Source organism: Streptomyces sp. NPDC055099 (assembly GCF_053607685.1).
In genome coordinates, this window is the sequence record NZ_JBSGUA010000038.1 from 14253 (window position 1) to 36155 (window position 21903).

The 21903-nt window shown below is 65.8% G+C and carries 18 protein-coding genes and 2 pseudogenes; 15 read left to right on the forward strand and 5 right to left on the reverse strand.

The window, feature by feature from the left end; all coding sequences use genetic code 11:
• Nucleotides 1-230 precede the first annotated feature (230 nt).
• The gene (locus ACWFRU_RS40905; RefSeq protein WP_453693724.1) at nucleotides 231-725 is read left to right on the forward strand and encodes a hypothetical protein; all 495 of its coding nucleotides are present in this window, start codon (nucleotides 231-233) and stop codon (nucleotides 723-725) included.
• Nucleotides 726-730: 5 nt separating this feature from the next.
• On the forward strand, nucleotides 731-3694 hold the full coding sequence (locus ACWFRU_RS40910) for a tetratricopeptide repeat protein (protein ID WP_453693726.1): 2964 nt from the start codon (nucleotides 731-733) through the stop codon (nucleotides 3692-3694).
• A gap of 758 nt (nucleotides 3695-4452) precedes the next feature.
• Here the strand turns inward: ACWFRU_RS40910 and ACWFRU_RS40915 are convergent.
• Both ACWFRU_RS40915 and ACWFRU_RS40920 read right to left on the reverse strand, forming a co-directional pair.
• Nucleotides 4453-5781, reverse strand: a complete 1329-nt coding sequence (locus ACWFRU_RS40915) for a MauE/DoxX family redox-associated membrane protein (protein WP_453693728.1) — start codon at nucleotides 5779-5781, stop codon at nucleotides 4453-4455.
• 358 nt (nucleotides 5782-6139) lie between these two features.
• Nucleotides 6140-6595, reverse strand: a complete 456-nt coding sequence (locus tag ACWFRU_RS40920) for a DUF4231 domain-containing protein (protein WP_383274016.1) — start codon at nucleotides 6593-6595, stop codon at nucleotides 6140-6142.
• Between the two features lie 1160 nt (nucleotides 6596-7755).
• On the opposite strand from ACWFRU_RS40920, the gene ACWFRU_RS40925 reads away from it, so the two are divergent.
• The 13 genes and pseudogenes from ACWFRU_RS40925 to ACWFRU_RS40985 form a co-directional block, all read left to right on the forward strand.
• Nucleotides 7756-8376, forward strand: coding sequence for a DUF2589 domain-containing protein (locus ACWFRU_RS40925; RefSeq protein ID WP_453693730.1), 621 nt, complete (start codon nucleotides 7756-7758; stop codon nucleotides 8374-8376).
• A 16-nt stretch (nucleotides 8377-8392) separates the two neighbouring features.
• Nucleotides 8393-8902, forward strand: coding sequence for a hypothetical protein (locus ACWFRU_RS40930; protein ID WP_453693732.1), 510 nt, complete (start codon nucleotides 8393-8395; stop codon nucleotides 8900-8902).
• Nucleotides 8892-9107: a hypothetical protein gene (locus tag ACWFRU_RS40935; RefSeq protein ID WP_453693734.1), complete on the forward strand. Its 216-nt coding sequence runs from the start codon at nucleotides 8892-8894 to the stop codon at nucleotides 9105-9107. The genes ACWFRU_RS40930 and ACWFRU_RS40935 overlap by 11 nt, the downstream gene beginning before the upstream one ends.
• Before the next feature lie 3 nt (nucleotides 9108-9110).
• On the forward strand, nucleotides 9111-9659 hold the full coding sequence (locus tag ACWFRU_RS40940) for a DUF2589 domain-containing protein (RefSeq protein ID WP_453693736.1): 549 nt from the start codon (nucleotides 9111-9113) through the stop codon (nucleotides 9657-9659).
• Entirely contained in the window at nucleotides 9656-10294 is a 639-nt protein-coding gene (locus ACWFRU_RS40945; protein WP_453693738.1) for a hypothetical protein, read from the forward strand. Before ACWFRU_RS40940 ends, ACWFRU_RS40945 begins: the two co-directional genes overlap by 4 nt.
• Complete coding sequence (locus ACWFRU_RS40950) at nucleotides 10291-11013, forward strand: peptidoglycan-binding domain-containing protein (RefSeq protein ID WP_453693740.1); 723 nt, start codon at nucleotides 10291-10293, stop codon at nucleotides 11011-11013. The genes ACWFRU_RS40945 and ACWFRU_RS40950 overlap by 4 nt, the downstream gene beginning before the upstream one ends.
• Nucleotides 11014-11746: 733 nt before the next feature.
• Nucleotides 11747-13246, forward strand: a complete 1500-nt coding sequence (locus ACWFRU_RS40955) for a matrixin family metalloprotease (protein WP_453693742.1) — start codon at nucleotides 11747-11749, stop codon at nucleotides 13244-13246.
• A 3-nt stretch (nucleotides 13247-13249) separates the two neighbouring features.
• On the forward strand, nucleotides 13250-13855 hold the full coding sequence (locus ACWFRU_RS40960) for a hypothetical protein (RefSeq protein ID WP_453693744.1): 606 nt from the start codon (nucleotides 13250-13252) through the stop codon (nucleotides 13853-13855).
• Nucleotides 13856-14293: 438 nt separating this feature from the next.
• Entirely contained in the window at nucleotides 14294-14446 is a 153-nt protein-coding gene (locus tag ACWFRU_RS40965; protein WP_453693746.1) for a hypothetical protein, read from the forward strand.
• A gap of 56 nt (nucleotides 14447-14502) precedes the next feature.
• Nucleotides 14503-14694 (forward strand): hypothetical protein, encoded by a 192-nt coding sequence (locus tag ACWFRU_RS40970; protein ID WP_453693748.1) that lies wholly within the window; start codon nucleotides 14503-14505, stop codon nucleotides 14692-14694.
• 494 nt (nucleotides 14695-15188) lie between these two features.
• Nucleotides 15189-15704, forward strand: a complete 516-nt coding sequence (locus ACWFRU_RS40975) for a matrixin family metalloprotease (RefSeq protein ID WP_453693750.1) — start codon at nucleotides 15189-15191, stop codon at nucleotides 15702-15704.
• Between the two features lie 4 nt (nucleotides 15705-15708).
• On the forward strand, nucleotides 15709-17478 hold the full coding sequence (locus ACWFRU_RS40980) for a GMC oxidoreductase (RefSeq protein WP_453693752.1): 1770 nt from the start codon (nucleotides 15709-15711) through the stop codon (nucleotides 17476-17478).
• Between the two features lie 372 nt (nucleotides 17479-17850).
• Nucleotides 17851-19348 (forward strand): annotated as a pseudogene (locus ACWFRU_RS40985) (ISAzo13 family transposase); the annotation flags it as partial.
• A 391-nt stretch (nucleotides 19349-19739) separates the two neighbouring features.
• Here ACWFRU_RS40985 and ACWFRU_RS40990 read toward each other — a convergent pair.
• The 3 genes and pseudogenes from ACWFRU_RS40990 to ACWFRU_RS41000 all read right to left on the reverse strand — a co-directional run.
• A complete protein-coding gene (locus tag ACWFRU_RS40990; protein ID WP_453693754.1) occupies nucleotides 19740-20150 on the reverse strand; it encodes a hypothetical protein in 411 nt (136 codons plus the stop codon).
• A gap of 369 nt (nucleotides 20151-20519) precedes the next feature.
• Nucleotides 20520-21455 carry an SGNH/GDSL hydrolase family protein gene (locus ACWFRU_RS40995; RefSeq protein WP_453693756.1) on the reverse strand — a complete coding sequence of 312 codons (936 nt, stop codon included), beginning with the start codon at nucleotides 21453-21455 and terminating at the stop codon, nucleotides 20520-20522.
• Between the two features lie 18 nt (nucleotides 21456-21473).
• Nucleotides 21474-21725 (reverse strand): annotated as a pseudogene (locus tag ACWFRU_RS41000) (golvesin C-terminal-like domain-containing protein); the annotation flags it as partial.
• Nucleotides 21726-21903: the final 178 nt, after the last annotated feature.

Sequence of the window (21903 nt, forward strand, 5' to 3'; positions counted from 1 at the left end):
GGATGTGAGGCGCGGCAGGGCGTATTCACTGCGGATGTCGCCTTACAACCGATCTTGCTCACGTGACCTACTGGACAGCAGGTCGAGATGACGAGTACGCATATCGATCGATACGCCGTCTAACTTCTCATCACTTCATCGTCCATATGTTCGGCCCCTTTTGGCCCATGCCCAGCCTCCAGCGGAAGCGAGATGCTGTTCAGTCTGGGAACACGAAACGGGGGTGTGTCGTGGATCCGATCATTTTGGCAGCGGCGACCGCGGTGGTCGGAGCAATGGCCACAGACGGTTGGAAGCACGCTCAGAGCGGGCTCACTGCCTTGTGGCGCAGGGTATGGCCGGAGCAAGCAGATGCGGTGGCCGACGAGTTGGAGGCAGTTCGATCGGTGATGTCGGGTGCCCGCGAAGAGTCCAACGTGACAGAAGCCGAGCACAACCACCTGCTGGTGGAGGACTGGCGCGAGCATCTACACGAGCTGCTGAGTCGGGATCCAACGCTGACGAGGGAACTTCGGGAGCTGACAGAACGCCAGCTATTGCCGTTACTCCCACCAACTGAACGAGCGGCGGTGGGTGGGCTGTTACAGCAGGCGCAAATGGCCGACGCGGAACACGCGGTCCAAGCGGGCCGGGACGCAGTGGACAGTTCAGTGAAGGGCAACACCTTCCAAGGACCCACCGCGATCCAGAGCGGGCCTGGCAGCACCCAAGACATCACCTTCTGATCATCGTGACCAGCGACTTCGCAACGTTCGTGGCTGATGGCACGTTACGTGACAGCGTGTTTCACGGTCCAGCGGTGTTCCAAACCGGGGCGGGAAGCACGCAGCATGTTCATCTGCCCCTCACCATTCAACAGCCGGTGGTGTGGCCCCAGCAGCTAGGCACGGTTCCGGAAGTTGCCACCGCCTTTCACGCACGTGCAGACGTCCGCGCGCAGGTAGACCTCGCATGGTCGAGCTGCAAAGCGGTGGTATTGACCGGGGGTGGCGGAGTGGGCAAAACCCAGCTGGCAGCCGATTGCGCCCACCAAGCCCGTGCCGAGAACATACAGCTGTTGGTGTGGGCCGACGCCAGAGAAACCAGTTCGATTATCGAACTCTACGGGCGGGCTTGCCAACGCCTGCAACTTCCAGGCACCACCGCACAAGACGCCGAATCGGACGCCCGGCTATTCCTGGAGTGGCTGGCCATCACCGATAAGACCTGGTTGGTAGTACTGGACGACATCACCGACCCCCATCAGTTGGCCCCGTGGTGGCCACCATCGTCATCGTCGGGCCGGGTCCTGGCCACGACCCGGCGCCGTGACGCCCTGCTCCACGGCAGCGGCCGTGTCATGACCGTCGTGGATGCCTACACTCCAGAAGAAGGCTCAGCTTTTCTGCACGATCGGCTCACTCATGCGAGCGCTGCATATCTGATTGATGATCAGGCGGACGCGCTTATCGCGATGCTGGGGCAGCTGCCATTGGCAATGGCACACGCTACCGCCTACATGATCAGTGAGGATGTCTCGTGCGCCCACTACGTACAGCGATACACAGATAAGCGCACCCGCCTCCATTCCCTTTTACCGCACAGGGCGGACACCGAAGGGTACGGGCAAGACGTAGCGGCGGGCCTCTTGCTGAATCTGGAAGCTGTCCGCGCTCATGCCCCCGCGGGCCTTACCGACCCGATCCTCCACATCGTTTCTCTGCTCGACCCAGTAGGCCATCCCGGCAGTCTTTGGTCCACCGCGGCAATAATCGACTACCTAACCCATCACCGAGCCATGCAGCAGGCCGGTAGCCCGTCAGTCGACCGCCCGAAGGACGGACTCACTGCAGAGCAGACCCATGTGGTGCTCCGGCTGCTGCACCGTTACGGACTGATCGTTTACAACACCTATGACGAGTATCGAACTGTGCGCATCAACGCGCTGACAGCCCGTGCCGCGCGCGAAACCATCACGGACATCGAACTCAACGGCCTGGTCACGGCAGCCGCCGATGCTCTGCAACAGATCTGGCCCGACCGTGACGAAATCAACTTTTCCCTAACTGCTGTCCTGCGGGCCAACACCGATTGCGTCCAACACCACGCTGGAGACCTGCTGTGGTCCACCGACGGCCATCCGGTGCTGTATACGGCAGGAGTCAGTCTCCTCGACGCCGGTTTGTACGCCGACGCCATCACCCACTTCAGCCACCTTGCCCAGACTGCAGAGCGATCCCTTGGTCACACCCACGTCGCCACACTCGACGCTCACAACCGCCTGGCCCTCGCTTACGGAAGGATGGGGCGGACCGCGGAGGCCATTTCCCTCCAAGAACAATCCCTCGAAGTCAGCGAGCAGCTGCATGGCATGGACCATGCCGAGACCCTTACAGCGCGCAACAACCTGGCCGTCTATTACGGGGACGCAGGCAGGATCGACGAGGCGATCGTCCTCCAGGAGCGGGTATTTGCCGATTGTGAACGGTTGTGGGGCGACGATCAGATAAGCGCCCTCGCAGCCCGCCACAACCTCGGCGCCCTCTATGGACAGGCAGGCAGGTTCAAAGAGGCAATCGTCCTCCAGGAACGAGATATCGCCGACGAGGAGCGGTTGCTCGGCGCTGAGCATCCTGACCTACTCACCTCGCGGCATAATCTTGCCTGCTTCTACTTTCAGGCTGGCCAGATTAATGAGGCCATATCCCTGCAAGAACAGACGCTTAGGGCCAGCGAAGGTTTGTTCGGACCCGACCACCCCAGCACCCTCACCTTTCGCAATAACCTAGCAGTTTCCTACGAGAAGGCTGGCCGGCCGACTGAGGCCATCACCCTTGCCGAGCGCGTGCTGCAAGTTAGTGGTCAACGACTCACCCCGGACCACAGCCTTACCGCACGCCACATCCTCGCCGCATGCTACGAACAGCAGGGACTCACCCACAAAGCTATCAATCTGGCTCAGGAGATCCTCGAGACCCGTGAACACATTTCGGGCCGCGACCACCCCGACACGTTGGCCATTCTTAGCCTCCTAGCACTGGCTTATTGGAAGGTAGGAAGAACCAGTGAGGCGATCAGCCTGCAGGAGCAGATCCTTGCGAGCCGCGAACAGTCGCTGGGTGGCGATCACCCCCACACTCTCTTAGCTAGACACAACCTCGCCGCCTCCTACGAGCAGGCAGGTCGGTTGGATGAGGCCATCACTCTGCAAGAGCAGCTCATTGAAGTCAGTGAACGATTGCTTGGCCCTCACCACCCTGACGTCCTCACCATGAACGGAAACCTGTCCCTCTTCTATCAAGGAGTAGGTCGGCTTGATGACGCTGTCGCCTTGCAGGAGCAGGTTCTTGAACTCAGTGAAAGAGTTCTGGGCCCCCATCACCCTAACGTCCTGATGGACCAAAATAATCTTGCTTTCCTGTATGGGGAGTCAGGCCGGCTGAATGATGCCATTCCCCTGCAGGAGCAAGCTCTTGACTCCAGCCAACGAGTTCAGGGACACGACCATCCCGACACTCTTGTCATTCGCCACAACCTCGCCCTGTCCTACGGTGAGGCGGGGTACATCAAGAAGAGCATCGCCCTCCAAGCCGAGATACTTAAGGCAAGCAAACGGGTGCTCGGCTCTCAACACCCCGACACCCTGGAGCGTGTCACAGCTCTTGAGCACTGGCGAGACAGAACAAGGCGGCGATGGTGGAAGGCCGGCCGTTGACACCCTAGTACCTGCCTGGCCGACCAAGCCGGGGGTGGTACCTATGTCATCAAACCTTGACCATCAGTCGACCAGCCCTCGCGCTCGTGAGCGACATCCTCAGTAAAGGCGTTGCAGCAGGCCGGACCGGCTTGTCCCGCTAAGCGCGGGCTGGGCCATTCCGGGGAGTGACACCCCGCATCAGGCGTGCGCTGTAGCCGCCGCGGACTATGTGAAGAGTGACCTTCGAACGGTGCGTCAGTTCCCGGAGGGCCGCGGGGTTCACCGGTTCGCCGTCGAGCGTGAGCACTCCGCGCGGAATGCCGTGGCGCGAAGCGACCGGCCGCGCGGTGCCCCCTCGGGACCACGGGAAACGGATGGCCATGGGTCTCACCCCGGTTTTCGGTTCGGGCGTCGAGGATTTGAGCATCGGTGCTCCCCAGAGCCCGGGCAAGGCCCGGACTCATGCAGCTTTCGGACACCATGCATCGCGCCGATTGCTGGGATGACGTTGCAGGGACGGCAGCGGCACGGGAATGTTGCTGCGGCATCGGCGCGCGGGCCTGGTATGCCCGCTGCCGCGTACGGGCGAGTACAAGGGGACGGCCGAGGGCGGGAACGCGTGCCGGGGCGTCCTCCAGAACCCGACGTGCCCGATGCCGGTGTCGTCCCGCCACAACTCCCCCTGTCCGTGCACGAGGTGACGAAGCGCCGGTCCGTGATACGACGGGAACAGAGGAATGGCGACGGCAGGTAGCGGCGGGACGCGCGGCCCGGGGTCAGGCACACGTCCTGCAGTCGAAGTCGGGGATCGGCTGGCCGGCCGGGGTCTTGTGCCACTCCTTCGAAATGCGGTCGAGCTCGTCGGCGAGCCGGTCGGCCTCGGCCTTGAGGGCATTCTTGATCTTGGCTTCGACTGCCTGGCGCGCCACGGCGCGGGTGGCCGCACACGCCTCGTACCGCTTCCCTTTCATCGCCTCGCCGATTCCCACCGCCAGGGCCCGGGCGTCGCGTACGTGCTTGGCCTCGTGTTTGACCACCCGCTGCCGCCACGCGCAGACCACCCTCTTGCACACCGCGGAGAGCTTGCGGGTCGGCTCCCACTCCAGGGCGTACACGGCGGTGACCGCGTTGAAGGTGACCTTCTGGAGCGTGGCTTCGATGCAGACCTGGCTGCCTGCGGGCTCGCAGATCCCGGTGAAGCAGCCCAGCGAGGTCCGGCAGTCGGACAGGCAGGCGCTGGCGCTGTCGTACTCCTTGCCATTGCAACGACAACGCACTTTGGTGATGCTTCGGGTCTTCTCGAGCGGCGGAGCGTAGGTGTAGGAGTACCTGGCTATGGTCCATCCCACGTGCCCAGGGTGTGCGTTGCCCTCCTCGTCCTGGACCCCGACCGTTTCACGGTAGTTCGCCACGGCGTTGCAGTCGTTCTCTTCGATGCCGTTCGCCGGCAGGCGGGTGACGTCAACGGCCAGTGGGCAGTCGGGGGTCGCCGTGGCCGGGGGCTTCGCGGACGTCGCACGGGGCGCGGACGATGAGGCTGCCGGTGGTGTCCCGCCCCGCCCCGTGCAAGCCGCCAGCAGGGAGGAGACGGCTGCCGCCAGGAGCATCCGCCTGCCGGGGCCTGCTCCCACGCGGACGGCGCGGCGCCTGGGAGCGGGCGGCCGTGACACCCGCCAGACGAGTAGGACGGCCACCGCAGGGGGTACCAGAACCGCCATCCACGTCACGCCGTCGGGCGGCGTACCCGCCGCCACCGCGGCGAGCAGGACGAGGGCGCCGTTCCGGGGCACCGTGCGGCGGGACAGCGGAGCCCCCGCGCGGCCGAAGCAACCGCACGGCACCACGCGGCCCGTTGCGACGGCCCACCCAGCGAAGACGGTGAAAGCCGTCAGCAGCCCCAGGGCGCCGCAGGCGCCGACATGAGCTGTGCCCGGCAGCACAAGCAGAGCGGCCAGCAGTGCCTCCGCGCCGATCAGCAGCACGACACCCCTCGGTGCGAGGCCCGCCGCGGCCAGCGCGACGCGTACCTTACCGGGTCGCAGGGACTTGCCGACTGCCGCGCTGACCAAAATCACCGCGAGCAGATACCGGGCGGGCAGGTCCATTCCCGCACTGTGAACCTCTGATCGCCAGCGGTCCATCCCATCGAATGGCCATAAAACTAAGCGCGTTGTCCGATTGACGTCTCGTTCAGCGACGGAAGGTCGTCACGGGCGGAGGCAGCACGGTGGCCTGTGGTCTTGGCGTATCGGATGCAGCCGAACGAGCCTACGGTCGTACCCCGCGCTGAGCATGGCAAGTGGCATCAGGTGTGCTTCGTACCTGGCACTGCCGGCGAGTTTGCGGACTTGTTGGCACCGGGCGTGGCCGATGTTCATTTGGCATCGTCTGTCGAGAAGGGCTGCGCCGCACTCAGCACAATTCACCAGGGCCGTGCTTGCTGACCTGCTTCTTCGCCCTGTCTCAACTCGTTTCGTCTGCACCGCGTTTGTCAGCGGTGCACTCCGCCATGCGCCCGACCCATCGGGCCGCATCTTCCTGCACGATGGTCTCAACTCGGGCCACGAGGAGTGAGCGGCGCGCATCGTCATCAGGACCGCCCCCGTAAGGGGGTATGAGGTGATCGAACCAGACCACTTCCTGCTGGATGGCCATGAGCACCGCGGTCTCTCTGATCCAGTTCTCCTTCCACTGGAAATTACGGCCCAGGCTCTGCACGATCACAACCGCCGCCCCCAGGAGCGCGAGGTAGTACCCGGGAACCCGGAAGGCGGCCGCTGCTGGAATCGCCGCCGCGAGGATGATGACGGCCAGGTCCACCCGGCTGGCGTTCCGCTTACACGAGGCCGCCCCGTCCTCGAAGAATCGCAGGTGCCCCTGCACACGGTCCGGGATTGGCCCTCTTCCTCCGACCTCCATCGGTTCACCTCCGCAGATAGGCTGCGCGGCCTACGCCCTATATGAAGCGGCATCGCTCCATATGGTGTGCCCTGGTGGCCCCTGCCACCGGAAGGCCACGGCACTTCCGGCAAGGGGGGCGCAGGTGCTCGCAGCGCCAGGTTTACTACTGCTGCTTCGCCCATAGCCGGGTGGTAGCAGTGGTGGCCCGCGCCCGGCCGGAGGGCACGGCGAGGGCCTTGCCCCTGCCGTCGGGAACAGCGCCGGATGGTCCCGGTTGCCCCGGAAGCCGTTGACGGTGACGCGGAATGGCTCCCTTGGCCATGGCAGCCTCCTTCGTCCTTCACGCCCGGCGGCGCGGTACCCGCGCAAGGGGTGCTTTCATCAACCCATCCGGCCGATGCCGACGAAAGGCTTCGACAGGCGTAAAGGGCGTACGGTCTGCCCCGCCCCGGTGACGATCCCACGGTGCCGTCTTCGGTCGTATTGTCCAGGGCAGCGTCGGCCCGGTCGAGTTGAGACAGTGCCGCACCGAGCCCATCGCTACAGGTTTCGAGGCCATCACTCCGCCGTCATACGACTTCTGCCAGCGCTCCCTCCACCGAGCTCGCCGAAGAAGGCCAGGAGGTCACCGAAGCCACTCAGAAGCACCGGGCCCCAGCAAGCCCGCGTGTGCTTCGGCTGGCTGCTGGTGGTGGTGTGGCGGGCGTTCAGAAGTGGGCAAAGACAGCCATCGAACAGCTCGGCGTTCCCTTCCAAACCTCGAGCGTCTAATGGGATCACCCGCGCGTCAGGCCGCTGGCGACGGTTTTCGGGTTCGAGCCGAGCGAAGCCAACGTCGAGCTGCACTTCGTACCTCAAGGGTGAGAGCGAGTTCGTGCATGGAGCATTCACCGAACCGCGTGACGGTCCCGGTCAAGTAGGGGGAGATCTCCGTCTGGCCCTGCAGCTCGCTCTTCCAGGCTTCGCTACGACGATGAGGACGGTTCGAGAACGGTGCGAGCTCCGCGGAGCTGCTCGCCCAGGTCTGCTCGCACGCGTTACGCCAGATGACTCGAACGGTTCGGGCACGGCGCGGCTGTTTGGCCGGGGAGGCGCTCAGTCCGCCTTGACGGTGCTCGTCTCCGGCTCTTGCATGGACTGTGCCCGCTCGGGCGGCACCGCAGAGCAGGGGGATTGCCATGTCACGCGCGGTCCAAGAACTTCAACAGATTCCCTTCTCGCAGCTCATCGGCGCCCCTTTGAAGGCCGCTGTCGAGGCCCAGGCGCTTGCTGCACAGTCAACGATTGAGTTCATCCATAAAGTCGGCTTCAAACAGCCGGGCTTCGGAGGCGGCGACCAGGACCTGGTCTTCACCGACCTCGACAAGGATGCGGACGCGGGAGAACTGCGGTCGGTAACCTTCAGTTATACGAAGAAGGGCGAGAACGAGGCTCCCGAGGAGTTCTCGCTGACGGTGCCGTTCCTGGCGATCACTCCGATCCCTTACATCAGGATCGACGAGATAACCATTGACTTCAACGCCAAGCTGACGGACTCGGTCGAGCGGAAGACGAGTTCGACGTTCAAGCTCGACTCGGAGGTCAAGGGCAGCTATAGCGCCTTCTGGAGCCCGATCAAGATCGAAGCCCGCGTGTCGGCAACGTACAACCAGAAGTCGAGCAGCACCGAGAGGCAGCAGCGCGAGTACGCGATGCAAATCCACGTCCGGGCCACGCAGGACGAGATGCCTGCGGGTCTCTCCCGCATGCTCGACATCCTCGAACAGGCCATCCAAGAGCAGCCGACGGCTCCGGCGTAGCTGCGGGAGGCGGACAGTGCCCAGGCTGGGAGAAGTGCTCGGAGGCCTGCTCACCGACGTGTTGCGGGCGCGGCTTGCCGCCGACGCGCTCACCGCGCAGGCGCTGGAGGCGTACCGCGAGGATCCGGTGCTGGCTTCGTTCTCCGTGCCGCGGGTCGCCGTGGCTGACATGACGGTGCGGCTTCGGTTCCTGGTCACAGGAGTTGAGGTGCCCGAACCACCGCGGCCGGACCGCGTCCGGGCGGGCCGGGCGTGGAACGCCGTCGTCCGGGAGCAGGTGCTGCCGCGGCTGAGCACCAACCATCCGGACGCCGGCCTGGAGGAGGTCGTACGGCTGCTGCAGGACGCGGTGCGCAGGAGCCCGATCGGTGTCGGTGAGCGGGAGCTGGATCGTGCGGTGGACGGCGACATCGCCCCGCTGGTCGACTCGGCGCTGGTGCAGGTGGCCGAGCAGGTGGACGGCCTCTCGCCCGCGGCACGGGGACGGCTCGCCAGGATCCGCTGGGAAGGAGGAGGTGCACCGTGAGCTCGCCCTGCGGGCGGGACCGTTCGCCGAGCGGGTACGTCAATGGGCCGCGGCCGAGCAGGCGTTGCGCTCCCGCGTGGAGGTCGAGGTGAGCGCGGACCGATTGCAGGAGTGGCCCGCGGAGACGCTGCAGCAGATCGAGCTGACCGTCGCGCTGGCCGACATCGAGGAGTTCGTCGATCTCGCCACCCGAACGAAGCCCTGAGACATGCCCATTCGCGACCTGACCTCCCTCAGACTGGACGAGCTTCTCGGCGCCCTGCTCGCGGCAGTTGTCAACAGCCAGCGCGAGGCGACAGCGAGCACGCTGGCGCTGGTCGAACAGATAGGGCTGCTCCGCGGCGACGACGGCGAGGAACGTTTCCGTACCGTGAGTATCCGGTACACCAAGCTCGACGAGAACCAGCGGCCCTCCGAGTTCGTCCTGGAGGTGCCGCTTCTGGCCATGGTGGCGATCCCGACACTCACCGTGCGCAGCTCGAAGGTGTCCTTCCGCTACGACCTCACGGAGACGACGGTCGAGAAGCCGGCCGAAGCCGAGCGGGGTGCGCCGCAGCCGCTTGGCGGCCTGGCACCACAGGAGGTCATCCTCAAGGGCTTCGTCCCCCGGACCCGGACGACACGGGAGACCCGGGAGACGGCGGGCATCGACGTGGAGGTCACGGTGGAGAGCACACAACTGCCGCTCGGCCTTGAACGGCTGCTCGATCTCACCGAACTCACGGTCGCGCGGCCCGCGGAGGATGAGCGGTCATGACGAGGCCGGTGGACCAAGACAACGTCGTGCAGAGCACGGGTGCGGCGGCACAGGCACTCGACCATCTGGAGCGGGCGCTGGAAACGGCCGGTTTCCTTGAGGGCAGGAGCTCCTACCGGCGCATGGCCGAGGTCCTGCTCGCGCAGCGGTTGTCCGCGAATCCGCCTGTCGACCCGCGGGCGCTGGCCGGGTTCGAGCAGATCGCGCTGACTGCGGGGCGGATCTACGCAATGCTCCAGCCATACGTTGAGGTGATGCGGAGCCTTGCCACACTCGCCCCTGATGAGCCAGACGGCCCAGAAACCCGCCCGACCACCCCAGGCGCTACGGCGCCAGGCACGACGGGACGCCGCACGGCTCCGGTCGGCGCCACCGGTCCCGGCACGCCCGGGACCGAAGCGGTCCGCGCGGCCGTTCTCGCCGAACTGCGTCGCCGCGGCCGCCGGGCGGCCTCCGTGTCCGTGCTGGCCCGCTCGGCACACAGCAGCACCGAGACGGCCGAGGCGGTGCTGGCCGGGCTCGTCGGCGACGGCACCGTCCAGGTGCGCACGGTCGGCAGCGAGTCCCGCTACCTCCTCACCGCGCCCCAGCCAGCCCGGCGCGCTGCGCCCCGAACCGCCAGAGGCACCCGATGACGACAACCGCCCCTTCCATCTCCGCGACCGTCGGCGCGGGAGGGACCAACACACCCGATGATGTACGCGTCGTGCAGGACCTGCTCAACCGCGCCGCGGACGCGGGGCTGGCCGTGGACGGTGTGTGCGGACCGGACACGCGCCAGGCCATCACCGCGTATCAGGCGGCCTTCCTGCGCACCCCGGACGGGCGTGTGGACCCTGGCGGCCAGACCTTGCGGCGGCTCGCGGCCGAGGCGCGAGACCGGAGGGGGCCGCCCCGCAGCGACCCCGCGACTGCCGCCGGGCCAGCCGACGGCCTCCGCCTCACCCAGTTCGCTAGCCAGGGCAACGGCCACTACGCGTACTCCTCCCCGGAGCGCCAGTACGGCACCGACACCATGCTGCAACTGCTGACCTCCACCGCGGCCACCCTGCACCAGGGGGGACTCGAGTTCGGCGTCGGCGACATCAGTTTCCAGCAGGGCGGCCAGATGCCCCCGCACACCACTCACCGCGCTGGCCGTCACGTCGACCTGCGCCCGCTTCGGACCGACAATGCCCGCGGCCCCGTGTCCCTCGGCGACTCCCGCTACAGCCGGGAGGGCACCCGCACCCTGGTCGAGGCCCTCCTCGCCCAGGGTGCGGTCCGCAGAATCTTGTTCAACGACGCCGAGATCGCCGGCGTACGCCACTTCGCCGGCCACGACAATCACCTGCATGTCGAACTCGGCCAATAGCCCAGACCGAGCGGGGGATCATCGCCGGAAGAGTGCGCGCCCAGCGGCCGCGACAAAGGGACTGGCGAGCCCCATCGTCTTCTCTTGCGCCGTCGGGAAGCTCGTGCATCAGTGCTCGCCGTCACCAGGCGCGGCGTCAACCTGGTTCCACTCGCCGTCACTTGGACTCGGGCTGATCGTTGCACGGATCCGCCGATCCTGAGCGAGGTGTGTGGTGGGCCCGCCCCCATCGTTGAGAAGCAACAGGTGCAACTGAACCGTTGACGGGCGGTTGTCCCTTCCGGTGGGGCAGTGCATCGCGCTCGCCGCCACCCATCTCTCCCCCGGCCAACTCACCTCTGGACCGCAACATCTGGACCGCAGCAAGGGATAGAGGTCACTCGTACGCTCGCTGAAGGGGCCGGCTTTCGGCGTGGGGGTCACCACTTGACAGTGGAAAGGCTCCGCCACATCAGTCAAGAGGTCCGCCCGGTCCGTCTAGTGCTGCGTTCCTCAAAGGCGTATCGCAAGCGGGCTCGGAACTACCGCGTGGATGGTGCGGGGCGGCCCATATCCACTTTCGGAAGTGAGTGTTGAGCTGCAGGGTGGCGCAGATGGGAATGGAGAGATCTCGTTGGGGATCGAGGACGCGTCAAGGCGGATCAGACTCAGCACATGACGGTATATCTGCCTTCGCCCATGATCGCCTGCCATGCTTTCCGTACGAACTCCGCGCCCACATCAGGGGGATGTCATGGGCGATCAGGCGTACTGGAACAACGGAGATCGACCCCGAGTCTTCATCAACTGGTCATCGTTCACCGCACAGGGAATTGACAGCTCATGGCAGGGTCCGGTCACGGACGCGGTGATCAACGCGTATACACGATGGATGAATGCGGGTGCGGACTGCCGTTTCCAATTCTGGAACTACACCGACCGGAGTGACGCTCAGGACGGCGAGATCATCATCTCGATGAATGAGCGGCACGCCGACACCACGCGCATCGCATCGGCCTTCGTCAACTGGCGGCGCGCGAACATTGTCGTGCACCGCAAGAACGGATCCAACCTGACCCCCTGGCCCCTGGTGCCGTTTAACGCGCAACCCGGCCAGATCGACCTCCAGGGTGTCCTGACCCATGAGTTCGGGCACTGCTTCTGGCTCGACCACAGCTCCAGCGCCCAGGACACCATGCACGCCGACTATGCGTACCATCGCCAGCGGTTCGGCCCCTGGGAAGGCGACGTGGCCCGGCTCAAGGCGCTCTACCGCGACATGGACCGCAACCGGCTACGGGAGTTTCGTTCGACCGACGGCGGCAGCTCCTGGTTCGCGCAGGGCACCCAGCTGACCAACTACAACAACTACCAGGCACGCACGTGCCTGACCCCCGGCATCACGTCCATCGGCAATAGCGGCCTGTATGCGCTTGGCTGGAGCCACCCCAATCGCATCCCCACGTGGTTGCGGACGGACGGCGTGAACTTTCTGTTCAACGGCTGGGTGTACTACGGCGGTGAACGGTCCGTGCACGGCCCCGCACTCGCCGACGAGCCGGGCGGGCTGATGCTCATGGCCTGGGTCCACAACGACGACAACGGCAGTATCCGAGTGGTCCGCTCCACCAATCAGGGAGCCAGCTGGGCCTGGGCCGCAACACCCGTCGGCGCAACCACCTTTGGCACCCCCGGCCTCGTCTCCACCATGGTCGGTGGGCGCCGCGCCTGGGTACTCGCCTGGGCGCACTTCGACCGCTCCGACCACACCGGGACCGGCCGCATCCGGGCCAGCGTCTCCTACAACGACGGCGGTTCCTGGTCGCAGCCCACCGTCGTACCGACAAGCTTTGACTACAGGTCGCTCGTCGGCGTATCCCTCGCAGCAGCCCCGGACAACCGGATAGTGTTGGCGTTCGCCTGGGCCGGGGAGTCGATCGCGGCCATGAATCTGGTGCGCAGCCTCGACTGCGAAGTCTCCGGTGACCGGCTGGTACAGCGCGGCACTGGATTCTCCGACGACCGCACGCGGGCGCAGCCGGCCGTGACCTACGACCCAGGTCATGACCTGTTCCACCTGGCCTTCCGCGAGCAGAACTTCCTCACCTCGCTGCGTGTCGCGCGCAAGGAGTGGCTGAAATCGTCAACGTGGTCCGCAGCTCAGCAGCTGCCCAATTCCACATCGAGCACCGGGCCGGCCCTCGCGCACAGCCGTGGAGGCAACAATCTTCTTCTGTGGTACGGAGGTGAGTGAGCTGTGGCCACGTATGGGAGGACCACCCCGACCCTGTCGCAGCAGATCAGGGACTGCCAGATCGTCGCCGTACTACGGGAAGCGACCTTGGAGACGGCCGTCGAGGACCACGAGGCACATGAGCCCAGGCAGGTGGGAACCTTCCGTGTCACACCCGTTGAAGTACTCAAGGGCGACGTCCAGGGCGAGCTGACCCTGCACGTCCCCAGCCAGGGGTTCGCGGAGCAGACTGAGTGGCAGCTTGCTCCGCAGGGCGCCGAACCCAGGGTGGCCTTTCTCGTTCGGGACAGCGTCGACACCTGGGTGCCGTACTTCTCCAGCATGTTCCCGCTCGACGGCGAGACGGTGCTGCTGTCCGAGGCCGTGGAGGACGACCGGCCCGGCCACGAAACCTCCCTGAATCTAGCGGGGTTGCGCACGCTCATCCGGCAGGAAGCCGAGAAGCGGCGCGAGCGGGAGGCACAGCTGAGGGAGGCTGAGCCCGAGATCACGACCCGTCGCGAGCCCTACCCGCTCGAGGAGGCCCCGGAGGCACCGGACCCAGGCGGCAGCCCGTCCGCCCCCACCCCGGGCCCGGACGACGACACCGGGGCACCGGAAGGATCGTGAGCAGGACCCCGTCAGCCTCGCACGCCCGCAGGTACGAGGAAGCCCTGCGGCTACTGCGGCGAGCGGAGTTTACGGAAGTAAGTCCAGCTGTTCTCGTTCGGCGTGCTCCGCTTCTCCGGGGCCTGGGCGAACCCCGGTGGTAGTCGGCGATGTAGGCACAGGCGCGCTCGAGGATCTCGGCGTACGGGCCAAGCTTCCGACCCCGACAGTGACCCATTGATCTACCTCGAGAGGGCCCAGGCTGGGCAGCAACGGGGATCCTGCGAGGGGGTCAGCGCATTCGTGCGGTCGGCAGCAGGCAGGGGGACGTGATGGGACGGTCGGCGCGCGAGGGCTCGCCGCCGACGGCAAGGCGACGGCATCAACCTGGCTTCACCGGAGTTACTTGGGCCCGGACTGATCGTTGCACGGATCAGTCGATCTTGAGTGAGGTGTGTGGTGGGCCCGTCCCTCATCGTCGAGAAGTACATGTTCAAGCGTGACGGCCAGTGGTTCTCCCGCGAGTTCAAGGGTCTGGTCACCCTCCTGGTGGGGCCTTCCGGTGCCAAGACCGGCAAGTCCACCGCGCTGAAGCGCCGTTGTATGCGCTGAGGCTGACCACGGCCGTCACGATGCCGCAGGTCCGCCGGTGTTCCCTGGTGCGGGCCGTGGTGAGGATCGACGGCGCGCGCTGGCAGATCACGCGCAGCGGCCGTACCTCCCGCAGTCTGGCCACGGTGACCAATCTCAGTGACCCGGCCGAGGCGGAGCGGATGCTGCACATCACCGCGTCGAAGCCCGGTGTGCCAACCGTCGGGGGTCTGGCTTGCGGCGCGGGCAGCCATGCTGATGGTCAGTGAGAGGGCGAACTGCTGCCCGTCCGCGGCCATTTTGCCGAACGTCGCGCGTGCTTCGGCTTCTTCGAGGACAGCGGTGTCGGCGAACGCGTCGGATACGAGCGCCCCCAGCGCGCCGCTCGCGCTGCACGCGTCGGCCGCGATCGCGCCCGGGCGGTCGTGCAGCAGGTCAGCGTAGTAGACCGTCCGAGTGCGCGCGCCCATGTCCCGCTCGAACAAATCGTCGTCCCAGACGGCCGTGAGGTGGGGCTCGGGTGGTTTGTTACCAGCACCATGCACATAGATGAACGTGACGGAGTTCGCGTTGAAATCCATGGCGGACATCTCCCCTCCGGTTCTCCGCTGCGTTGCACGGTCGCGGGGAGCATCCCGTTGCGGCGGCCTGCGGTCAATCCGTTGCGGGAAGTGGGAGATGAGGTTCCCGCTCCTGCTCTGGCCAGCATCCTGGCTGCGCGGGATGCTGCCACTCTCAGCGTGAACCAGGGGAAGTGACTGGCATGCCGGACGGCAAACATGCGCTCGGTTGTCCGGGGCAGTGCGGCTGCCTGCCGGTCGGTGTCGCTCGCGGCTCGCCCCAGGGCCCGGCAGCCGCACGGGCCTGTCAGCCCGTGGCCCTCCTTCCGGCCGCCGGGGATCCGGTCGCCGTAACGGAGAACGTGTCCGAGCGGCCTGGCTGCGAATTCCCGGACCGTGAAAATGCGCGGGAGACAGGCATCGGGGCCTTCGGCACGGTAAGGGATCACGCAGCCGTCACCGGCCGCATCAACCACCTCTCCCCCGCCCTTGCCCCGGATCGCCAGCGCCATGTGAGGTCAACAGCCTGGGGCCCCTGGGCAGCGGTGGCTTCCCGGGAGTTTCGCGAGCCCCATGAGGAATCCGATATCGAGATCTACTTCGGTGCGCGCCAGCACGGCGACACATCTGCGTTCGACGGGCCCGGCGGTGTTCTCACGCACGCGTTCGTCCCCCTCGTATCGCCTGAGTACCAGACTGCCGTCGAGCGCTGGAGGTAGGCGCGTGTTCACCATCACCTTCGCCACGCGGCGAGCCTTACCGGGGCACCTGGTCTCCCTGCGCACCTCGCAGGACTGGGATACAGACATCCCCGGCTGGTTCACCGGTGGGCAGTGGGTCTTCACGCTGGACGAGCGCGACTACCCCGACCGGTTCGAGTGCAAGTTCGTGCTGGACCGCACCACCTGGATGGACAGAGGCAATCTCGTCGTGACACCGGCGCCCGGTGTGGTCCGCCGGTTCACGGACGTCGAGGTCTTCTTCACAGGAATGGGAAAGGTGGTCGCGGAGTCCGGCCGGGTGCAACGGGCCCTCGTCCAGCCCGAGTACGACGAGAAACACCTGTACGACGTCATCGTCGTGGGCTCCGGCTTCGGCGGCGGGATCCTCGCCGACCAGCTCGCCGACCGGGGTGCGGACGTGCTCGTACTGGAGCTGGGGTCCTATCTGTTTCCCACCCATGTGGCGAATCTGCCTCGCCGGCTGCGGACCGGAGTCTTCGACAAGCACGTGTGGGGACTGTGGAAGGACTTCCGTACGGTCAACTACATCAACGGACCGGGGTCCAACTTCCAGGGTGCCCAGGGATTCAACCTCGGCGGGAGGTCGGTCTTCTGGGGCGGCCTGATCCCCGCGATGGGGGCGTGGGAACTGGCCGGCTGGCCCGCCGAGATCCGCGATCACCTCCTCAACACCGGATACAGGCAGGCGCAGGACGCCCTCAACCGGACCACCCCTGGCGCCTCGCCCTACCAGGAGGGCATCAAGCGGCTGCTCGCCACCACACTGCCCGACCACGTGCACTTCGACGCGCCGGTGGCCGTCCAGTACCAGGGCTACACCCCGGCGTCGATGCCAGGAGGCATGTTCTCCACCGCCGACCTGCTACTGGAGAGCCTCCTGGCCCAGGACGAAACGCCCCCGCCCGGCAGGATCGTCCTCAACCTCAACCATGCCGTCCGTGAGGTACTGACCGATGGCGACCGCAAGGCCTCCGGAGTGCTCTGCTTCGACCTCCTCAACTGGCGGGAACGCCGATACAAGGCCCGGAACATCGTGCTGGCCGCCGGAACCATCGAGTCCGCGAAGATCGCTCTCAGGTCCCGGCTGAAGGACCCCAACCAGCTGATCGGACGGGGCATCACCGACCACCCGATCCTCTACACCCACTTCTCGCTCCCCTCCTCCTCGCCACACGCCGTACCCGCTTCCAGCGCCAAGGTCCTCTCCCGCCACCGAGACGCCTCGGTCGGCAACCACCCCTACAACGCGGTGCTGGAACTGGGCGCCGACTTCAACCAGGGCCGCTACATCGACCCCGACAACCTCGCACAGCACCGCAAGGACAAGAGGGACTCGGTTCTGTGCGAGCTGGTGTTCCTGCTCCACGCAGATCTACGCAACGACAACCGCGTCGAACTCGGCAGCTCGCCGGACGGCCCCGTTACCGTGCACGTCCAACCCGTTCCCGTCGCGGCGCAGATACGCCGGCAACTGGAGCAGGCCAAGCGGGCGGTCTTCGACGCCCTGGAAGCGCAGCCGCTCCGGTTCGAAGACCTCTCACTGAAAACTGCCTCGCTGGGTGGAGTGGCCCATGAAGTCGGCACCCTCCGCCTCGGCGGTGTCCTAGACAGCAACCTACGCTTCCTCGACTACGACAACCTCTACGCCTGCGACAACTCGGTGCTCCCCACCTCCCCGGCCGCAAACCCGTCCCTGACCCTGACCGCACTCGCACTACGCCTGGCGGAACATCTGACACCGACACGATGAGACACGGCCTCGGCCCAGCCATGCGAGGCACTCACGCAACCCCGGTGCCGCTTGCGCTTGGCTGGCAATGGTGAGCTCGTGAGTATCCGGGCCCTTCGCAAGCAGCACTGTGCTGGCCGACAACAGGCTGCGGCCCTTGAGAGGCCATCCGGCGCGGATCAATCATTACGTCCCGCTCGACGCGCGTTGGCCCACCCGATTCCGCTGCTCTCCGCTCAGCTTCAGTGAACATCCCTCGCAGGCCCCTTGAATTTGCCGCTCGCGCGGGTGTCTCAGTTGTGGCTGAACAAGACATGCCAGCAGAGCGACTCGAAACGCTCAGTTGAGGTGAGACACCACAGCTCAGGACGTCAGATCTGCTCACCTAGATCGAGCCGTGACACCTCGGTGAGTGAGACCACGGTCCGCAAGGGTGTGTCCGAGTTGGAGGCCGGCGAGGAGCCTCTGGGGCGGGTGCGGCGGCCGGGCGGTGGCCGCAAGAGGGTCGCAGATCTCGATCCGGGGCTGCGGCCGGCTCTCCTGGCGCTTGTCGAGCCGGACGAGCGAGGCGATCCGATGTCGCCGCTGCGGTGGACGGTGAAGTCGACCCGCACGCTGGTGCGGGAGCTCGCCCGGAGCGGACACAAAGTCAGTGCGGACACCGTCGCGGGCCTGCTGCGGGAGGAAGGCTTCAGTCTGCAGGCCAACGCCAAGACCATCGAGGGCGGCCGGCATCCCGATCGATATGACCAGTTCCGCTATCTCAACGAGCAGGCCCGTGATCACCGGGACGCCGGCCAGCCGGTGATCAGCGTGGACACCAAGAAGAAGGAGCTCGTCGGCGAGTTCAAGAACAACGGCCGCCAGTGGCGGCCTGCGGCTGATCCGGCGCTGGTGAACGTCCATGACTTCGCCGACCCTCAGCTGGGCAAGGCCGTCCCGTACAGGATTCACGACCTCACGGCGAACACCGGCTGGGTCAATGTGGGCACCGATCACGACACCGCCGCATTCGCGGTGGAATCGATCCGCCGCTGGTGGTGCGGCCAGGGTCGGGTCGCCTACCCGCAGGCGACGCGATTGCTCATCACCGCCGACGCGGGTGGCTCGAACGGCTACCGCACCCGGGCCTGGAAGCTCGAACTTGCCCGGTTCGCGGCCGAAACGGGACCGACGATCACCGTGTGTCATCTGCCGCCGGGCACATCGAAGTGGAACAAGATCGAGCACCGGCTCTTCTCGCACATCACCATGAACTGGCGCGGCCGCCCGCTGACCAGCCATGCAGTCATTGTCCAGTCCATCGCCGCGACCACCACCCGCACCGGACTGCGTGTCATGGCCGAGCTGGACACCAACGTCTACCCCACCGGAGTCCAGATCGGCGACGCGGAGATGGCGTCCCTGCCACTGGCCCGACACGCCTTCCACGGCGACTGGAACTATGTCCTGCACCCCCAGCCCTGCCCAGCCATCCCAGCACCCCGGGCTCCGCAGAAACCGGCCGCGGAGTGGGACCACGCTCTCCTGTACGATCCCGCCCTGACCGGCATGTCCCGGCAGCAACTGAGCGATCTCACCGACACTTTGGCCCTCCACGGCGACGTCAAGCGAGGCCGCCCGCCCCGGCTCGCCTTCCCTGACCAGGTCCTGGCAGCCGTCCTTCACCTGCGGGTCGCCCTGGCCGCGGAACCCCTCGCCGTGCTGTTCGACAGCAGTAGGACTGCCATGCACCGCACCCTGCTGAAGATCAGGACGCTGCTGAAGGCGCACAGCATCGTCATCCCGCCGGCGGCCACTCCGCCCTCCGCCCTCTGCCCTCACAGCCCTCCAGGCTCGGGTTCGAGCCCTGAGCAGCGACTCCAGCATCATGATCAAGACAACGTGTTAATGATCTGCAAGCCCTTAGCCGGGCCTGTGGGTCAGAGGGGCGCTCCGCCTGTGACGCTTCCTGCAGATCCGCTTCGGCGTGCGCGTTGCTGGAGCCCGCCTACCAGTCCTCCCGCCGCGGCGCCCTGTGCGGATCACAGCTGAGACCGCGATCAGGTTTTCGCGTGCATCCAGGCGTTCCCGCCGTGGGAAGACAGTGTCTGGGCAGGGTGGCAGAAGGGGGCGGCCGCGGGAAGTGCCGCCTCCGGTGGCCCGGCCGGGACTGTCCTCGTGGGCGGGTCCCACTCGTCCCGCTGGAGGGCATCCTCGGCGGTGTTGCAGCCGCGGGGGTAGGTGACGCCGACGTGCACCTGGCTACGGCCTCGGACGGAAGAAGCGCCGGTTACGCACCATCACTGCAGGGCCAACTCCAAAGCGGAAGCTGTAGATCCTGAATTCGTGGCAGGGATCTTCCATCGGGACACGACGCCGTCGCCGTCGACGTAGATGAGGGTGGCTCCCCTCTGGGCAGCGGTGATGTCGAACGTGACAGTGTCGGTTACAAAAACCTTCGGTGGCACGGTTGCTCCACCCTCATCAGAAGATCCGAGGGCAACTACCCCCCGTGCAGCTGCGGTGTTGCCCGCCTTGACGGTATGCCCGTCGGATGTCTTCCAGCGGAAGCCGCCCGTGTCGGCTGTGCTGGTCACCGGAGACTTGGACCGGTTTGCTGCGTCGTACCTGAGGACGGCAAAGAGATCATGCTCTGGGGTAGATGTGCCAGCTTTCTCAACGTAGACAACGCTATCTGCGGTGATCTCCACCCTGCCCCTGCCGTTGACCCCCGCGGTGTCGGATCCTTTCCCCAAGTTGAGCGCGGTGCGCGGGCTTGGCCGTGGATCGCTTCCGTCACCGCTGTCGGAACAGGCGATGAGGCTTGAGCAGCAGATCGCTGCGAGCGCGGTTGTCGCGACAACGTGACGCATGATCCCCCTGACAGGAACAGTCGAAGGACGCAAATTCTCCTCTATATCGACAGGCCAGTGGCACCAATGTTTCCCTGTTGTGACCCGAAGCGATTGGGTGTGGTTCGGATCTGCTGCACGATCGGGTGACGTCTGAACTGGCTTGCCATGTAGGGCGGGTGGGAAGGATGTCGCTGTACCGAAGCCCTATCCGGAAGAGTTCCGCGATCATGTCGTGCGGGTCGCGCGTAACCGTGGCCCGGTCGTGACGCTGGACCAGGTGGCTGCTGGCCCCGGTGTCCACGTGATGACTTCGTCGAAGTCGAGGCGCCGGGCCGACGTCGGCGACGGGGTGACCCGGAAGCCGATCACGATCTTGTTGATCCACTCAGGGTCGTCGCAGCCGCCGTGCCCGACGAAGGCGTTGACGGGATTTGCGTAGTTGACCTTGATCTTTTCCGCTCCCGTTCGCAGCGCGTCCACCGCCTTCTTCTGCTCTGCGTCCGCGTAGTTGACCAGTTCTGCCAAGGCCTTCACCTCGGGCATGTCGTAGTACCAGGAGCCGCTGCACTTGTTGGTGCGGCTGAGGAGTTCGGGGTATCCCATCAGGGCGATCTGGGCGTTTGGCGCCTTGTCCGCAATGTCCCTGAGCACAGCCTGCAGATCGAAGATCATGCGGTCTACGATTCTCTTCTTTCCGGCGACGAAATCCGGGCCGCTGGAGCAGTCGGTGATGAGGCCGCATTCCTCCATCGCCTTGGCGAAGCCCAGTTCGTCGTTTCCGCCGAGTGTCAGCATGACCAGCGTGGTGTCTTTGCTGAGGATGCCGGAGTCGACCTGGACGACTTCGTTGAACTGACCCTCCCCGTGCGGCTGCGGAGAGTTTCCGGACGGCACTGGGGCAACGTTCTTGGTCATAGCGCCCGAGCATGCGGCGAAGCCCAGCTCGGCGTCATACCCCCAGCTGTCAGTGATCTTACCCAGGGCCTCGGAGGTGCCGGGCAGGACTATCTTGCGGGGCCATGCATTGTTGCTTCTGCGGCAGCCATTCCACTGCTTCGTCCCGTGGTCCTTGTTGCTCTCGGGGGAGTAGGAGCCTGCGCCTTCGCCTGAGGTGTACGAGTCGCCGAGAGCTGCGACGATGTGCTTGGGCTTGTCGCCGATGGGTTGGAAGGCGACGGAGTCCCAGGCGACGTCCTCATCGCCGGTTCCGTCGAGGGTGGTATTGGAAAGGCGGACCCGGGGTTTGCCACTGACCTTGTAGACGCCGAGCGAGACCCACTCGTTGGCCCCGCGCTCCTGGCCGATGGTCCGGGTTCTGGTGAAGGAACCGCTGCCGGTGTCGATCTCGTATTTGGCTTGCTGGGTATGCGCGCCGTGGTCCGGAAGATGGACCATGATCCGTACCCATTCATTCATGCTGTAGCTGAGTGCCCAGGTGCCTTTCGTAAGTGGCTGTTGTTGTTCCGAATCTCAAGGCAGCGTTTTCGCTGGTCAGGCATAGGTCCGGTGATTCAGTGGGAGTGGTGACGTGCCGTGTCGTCGCTCCTCGGGAGGCTGCAGATGCCGTCGGTCGTCGGACTGCTGGAACAGCACGAACTCGCCGCTCGCC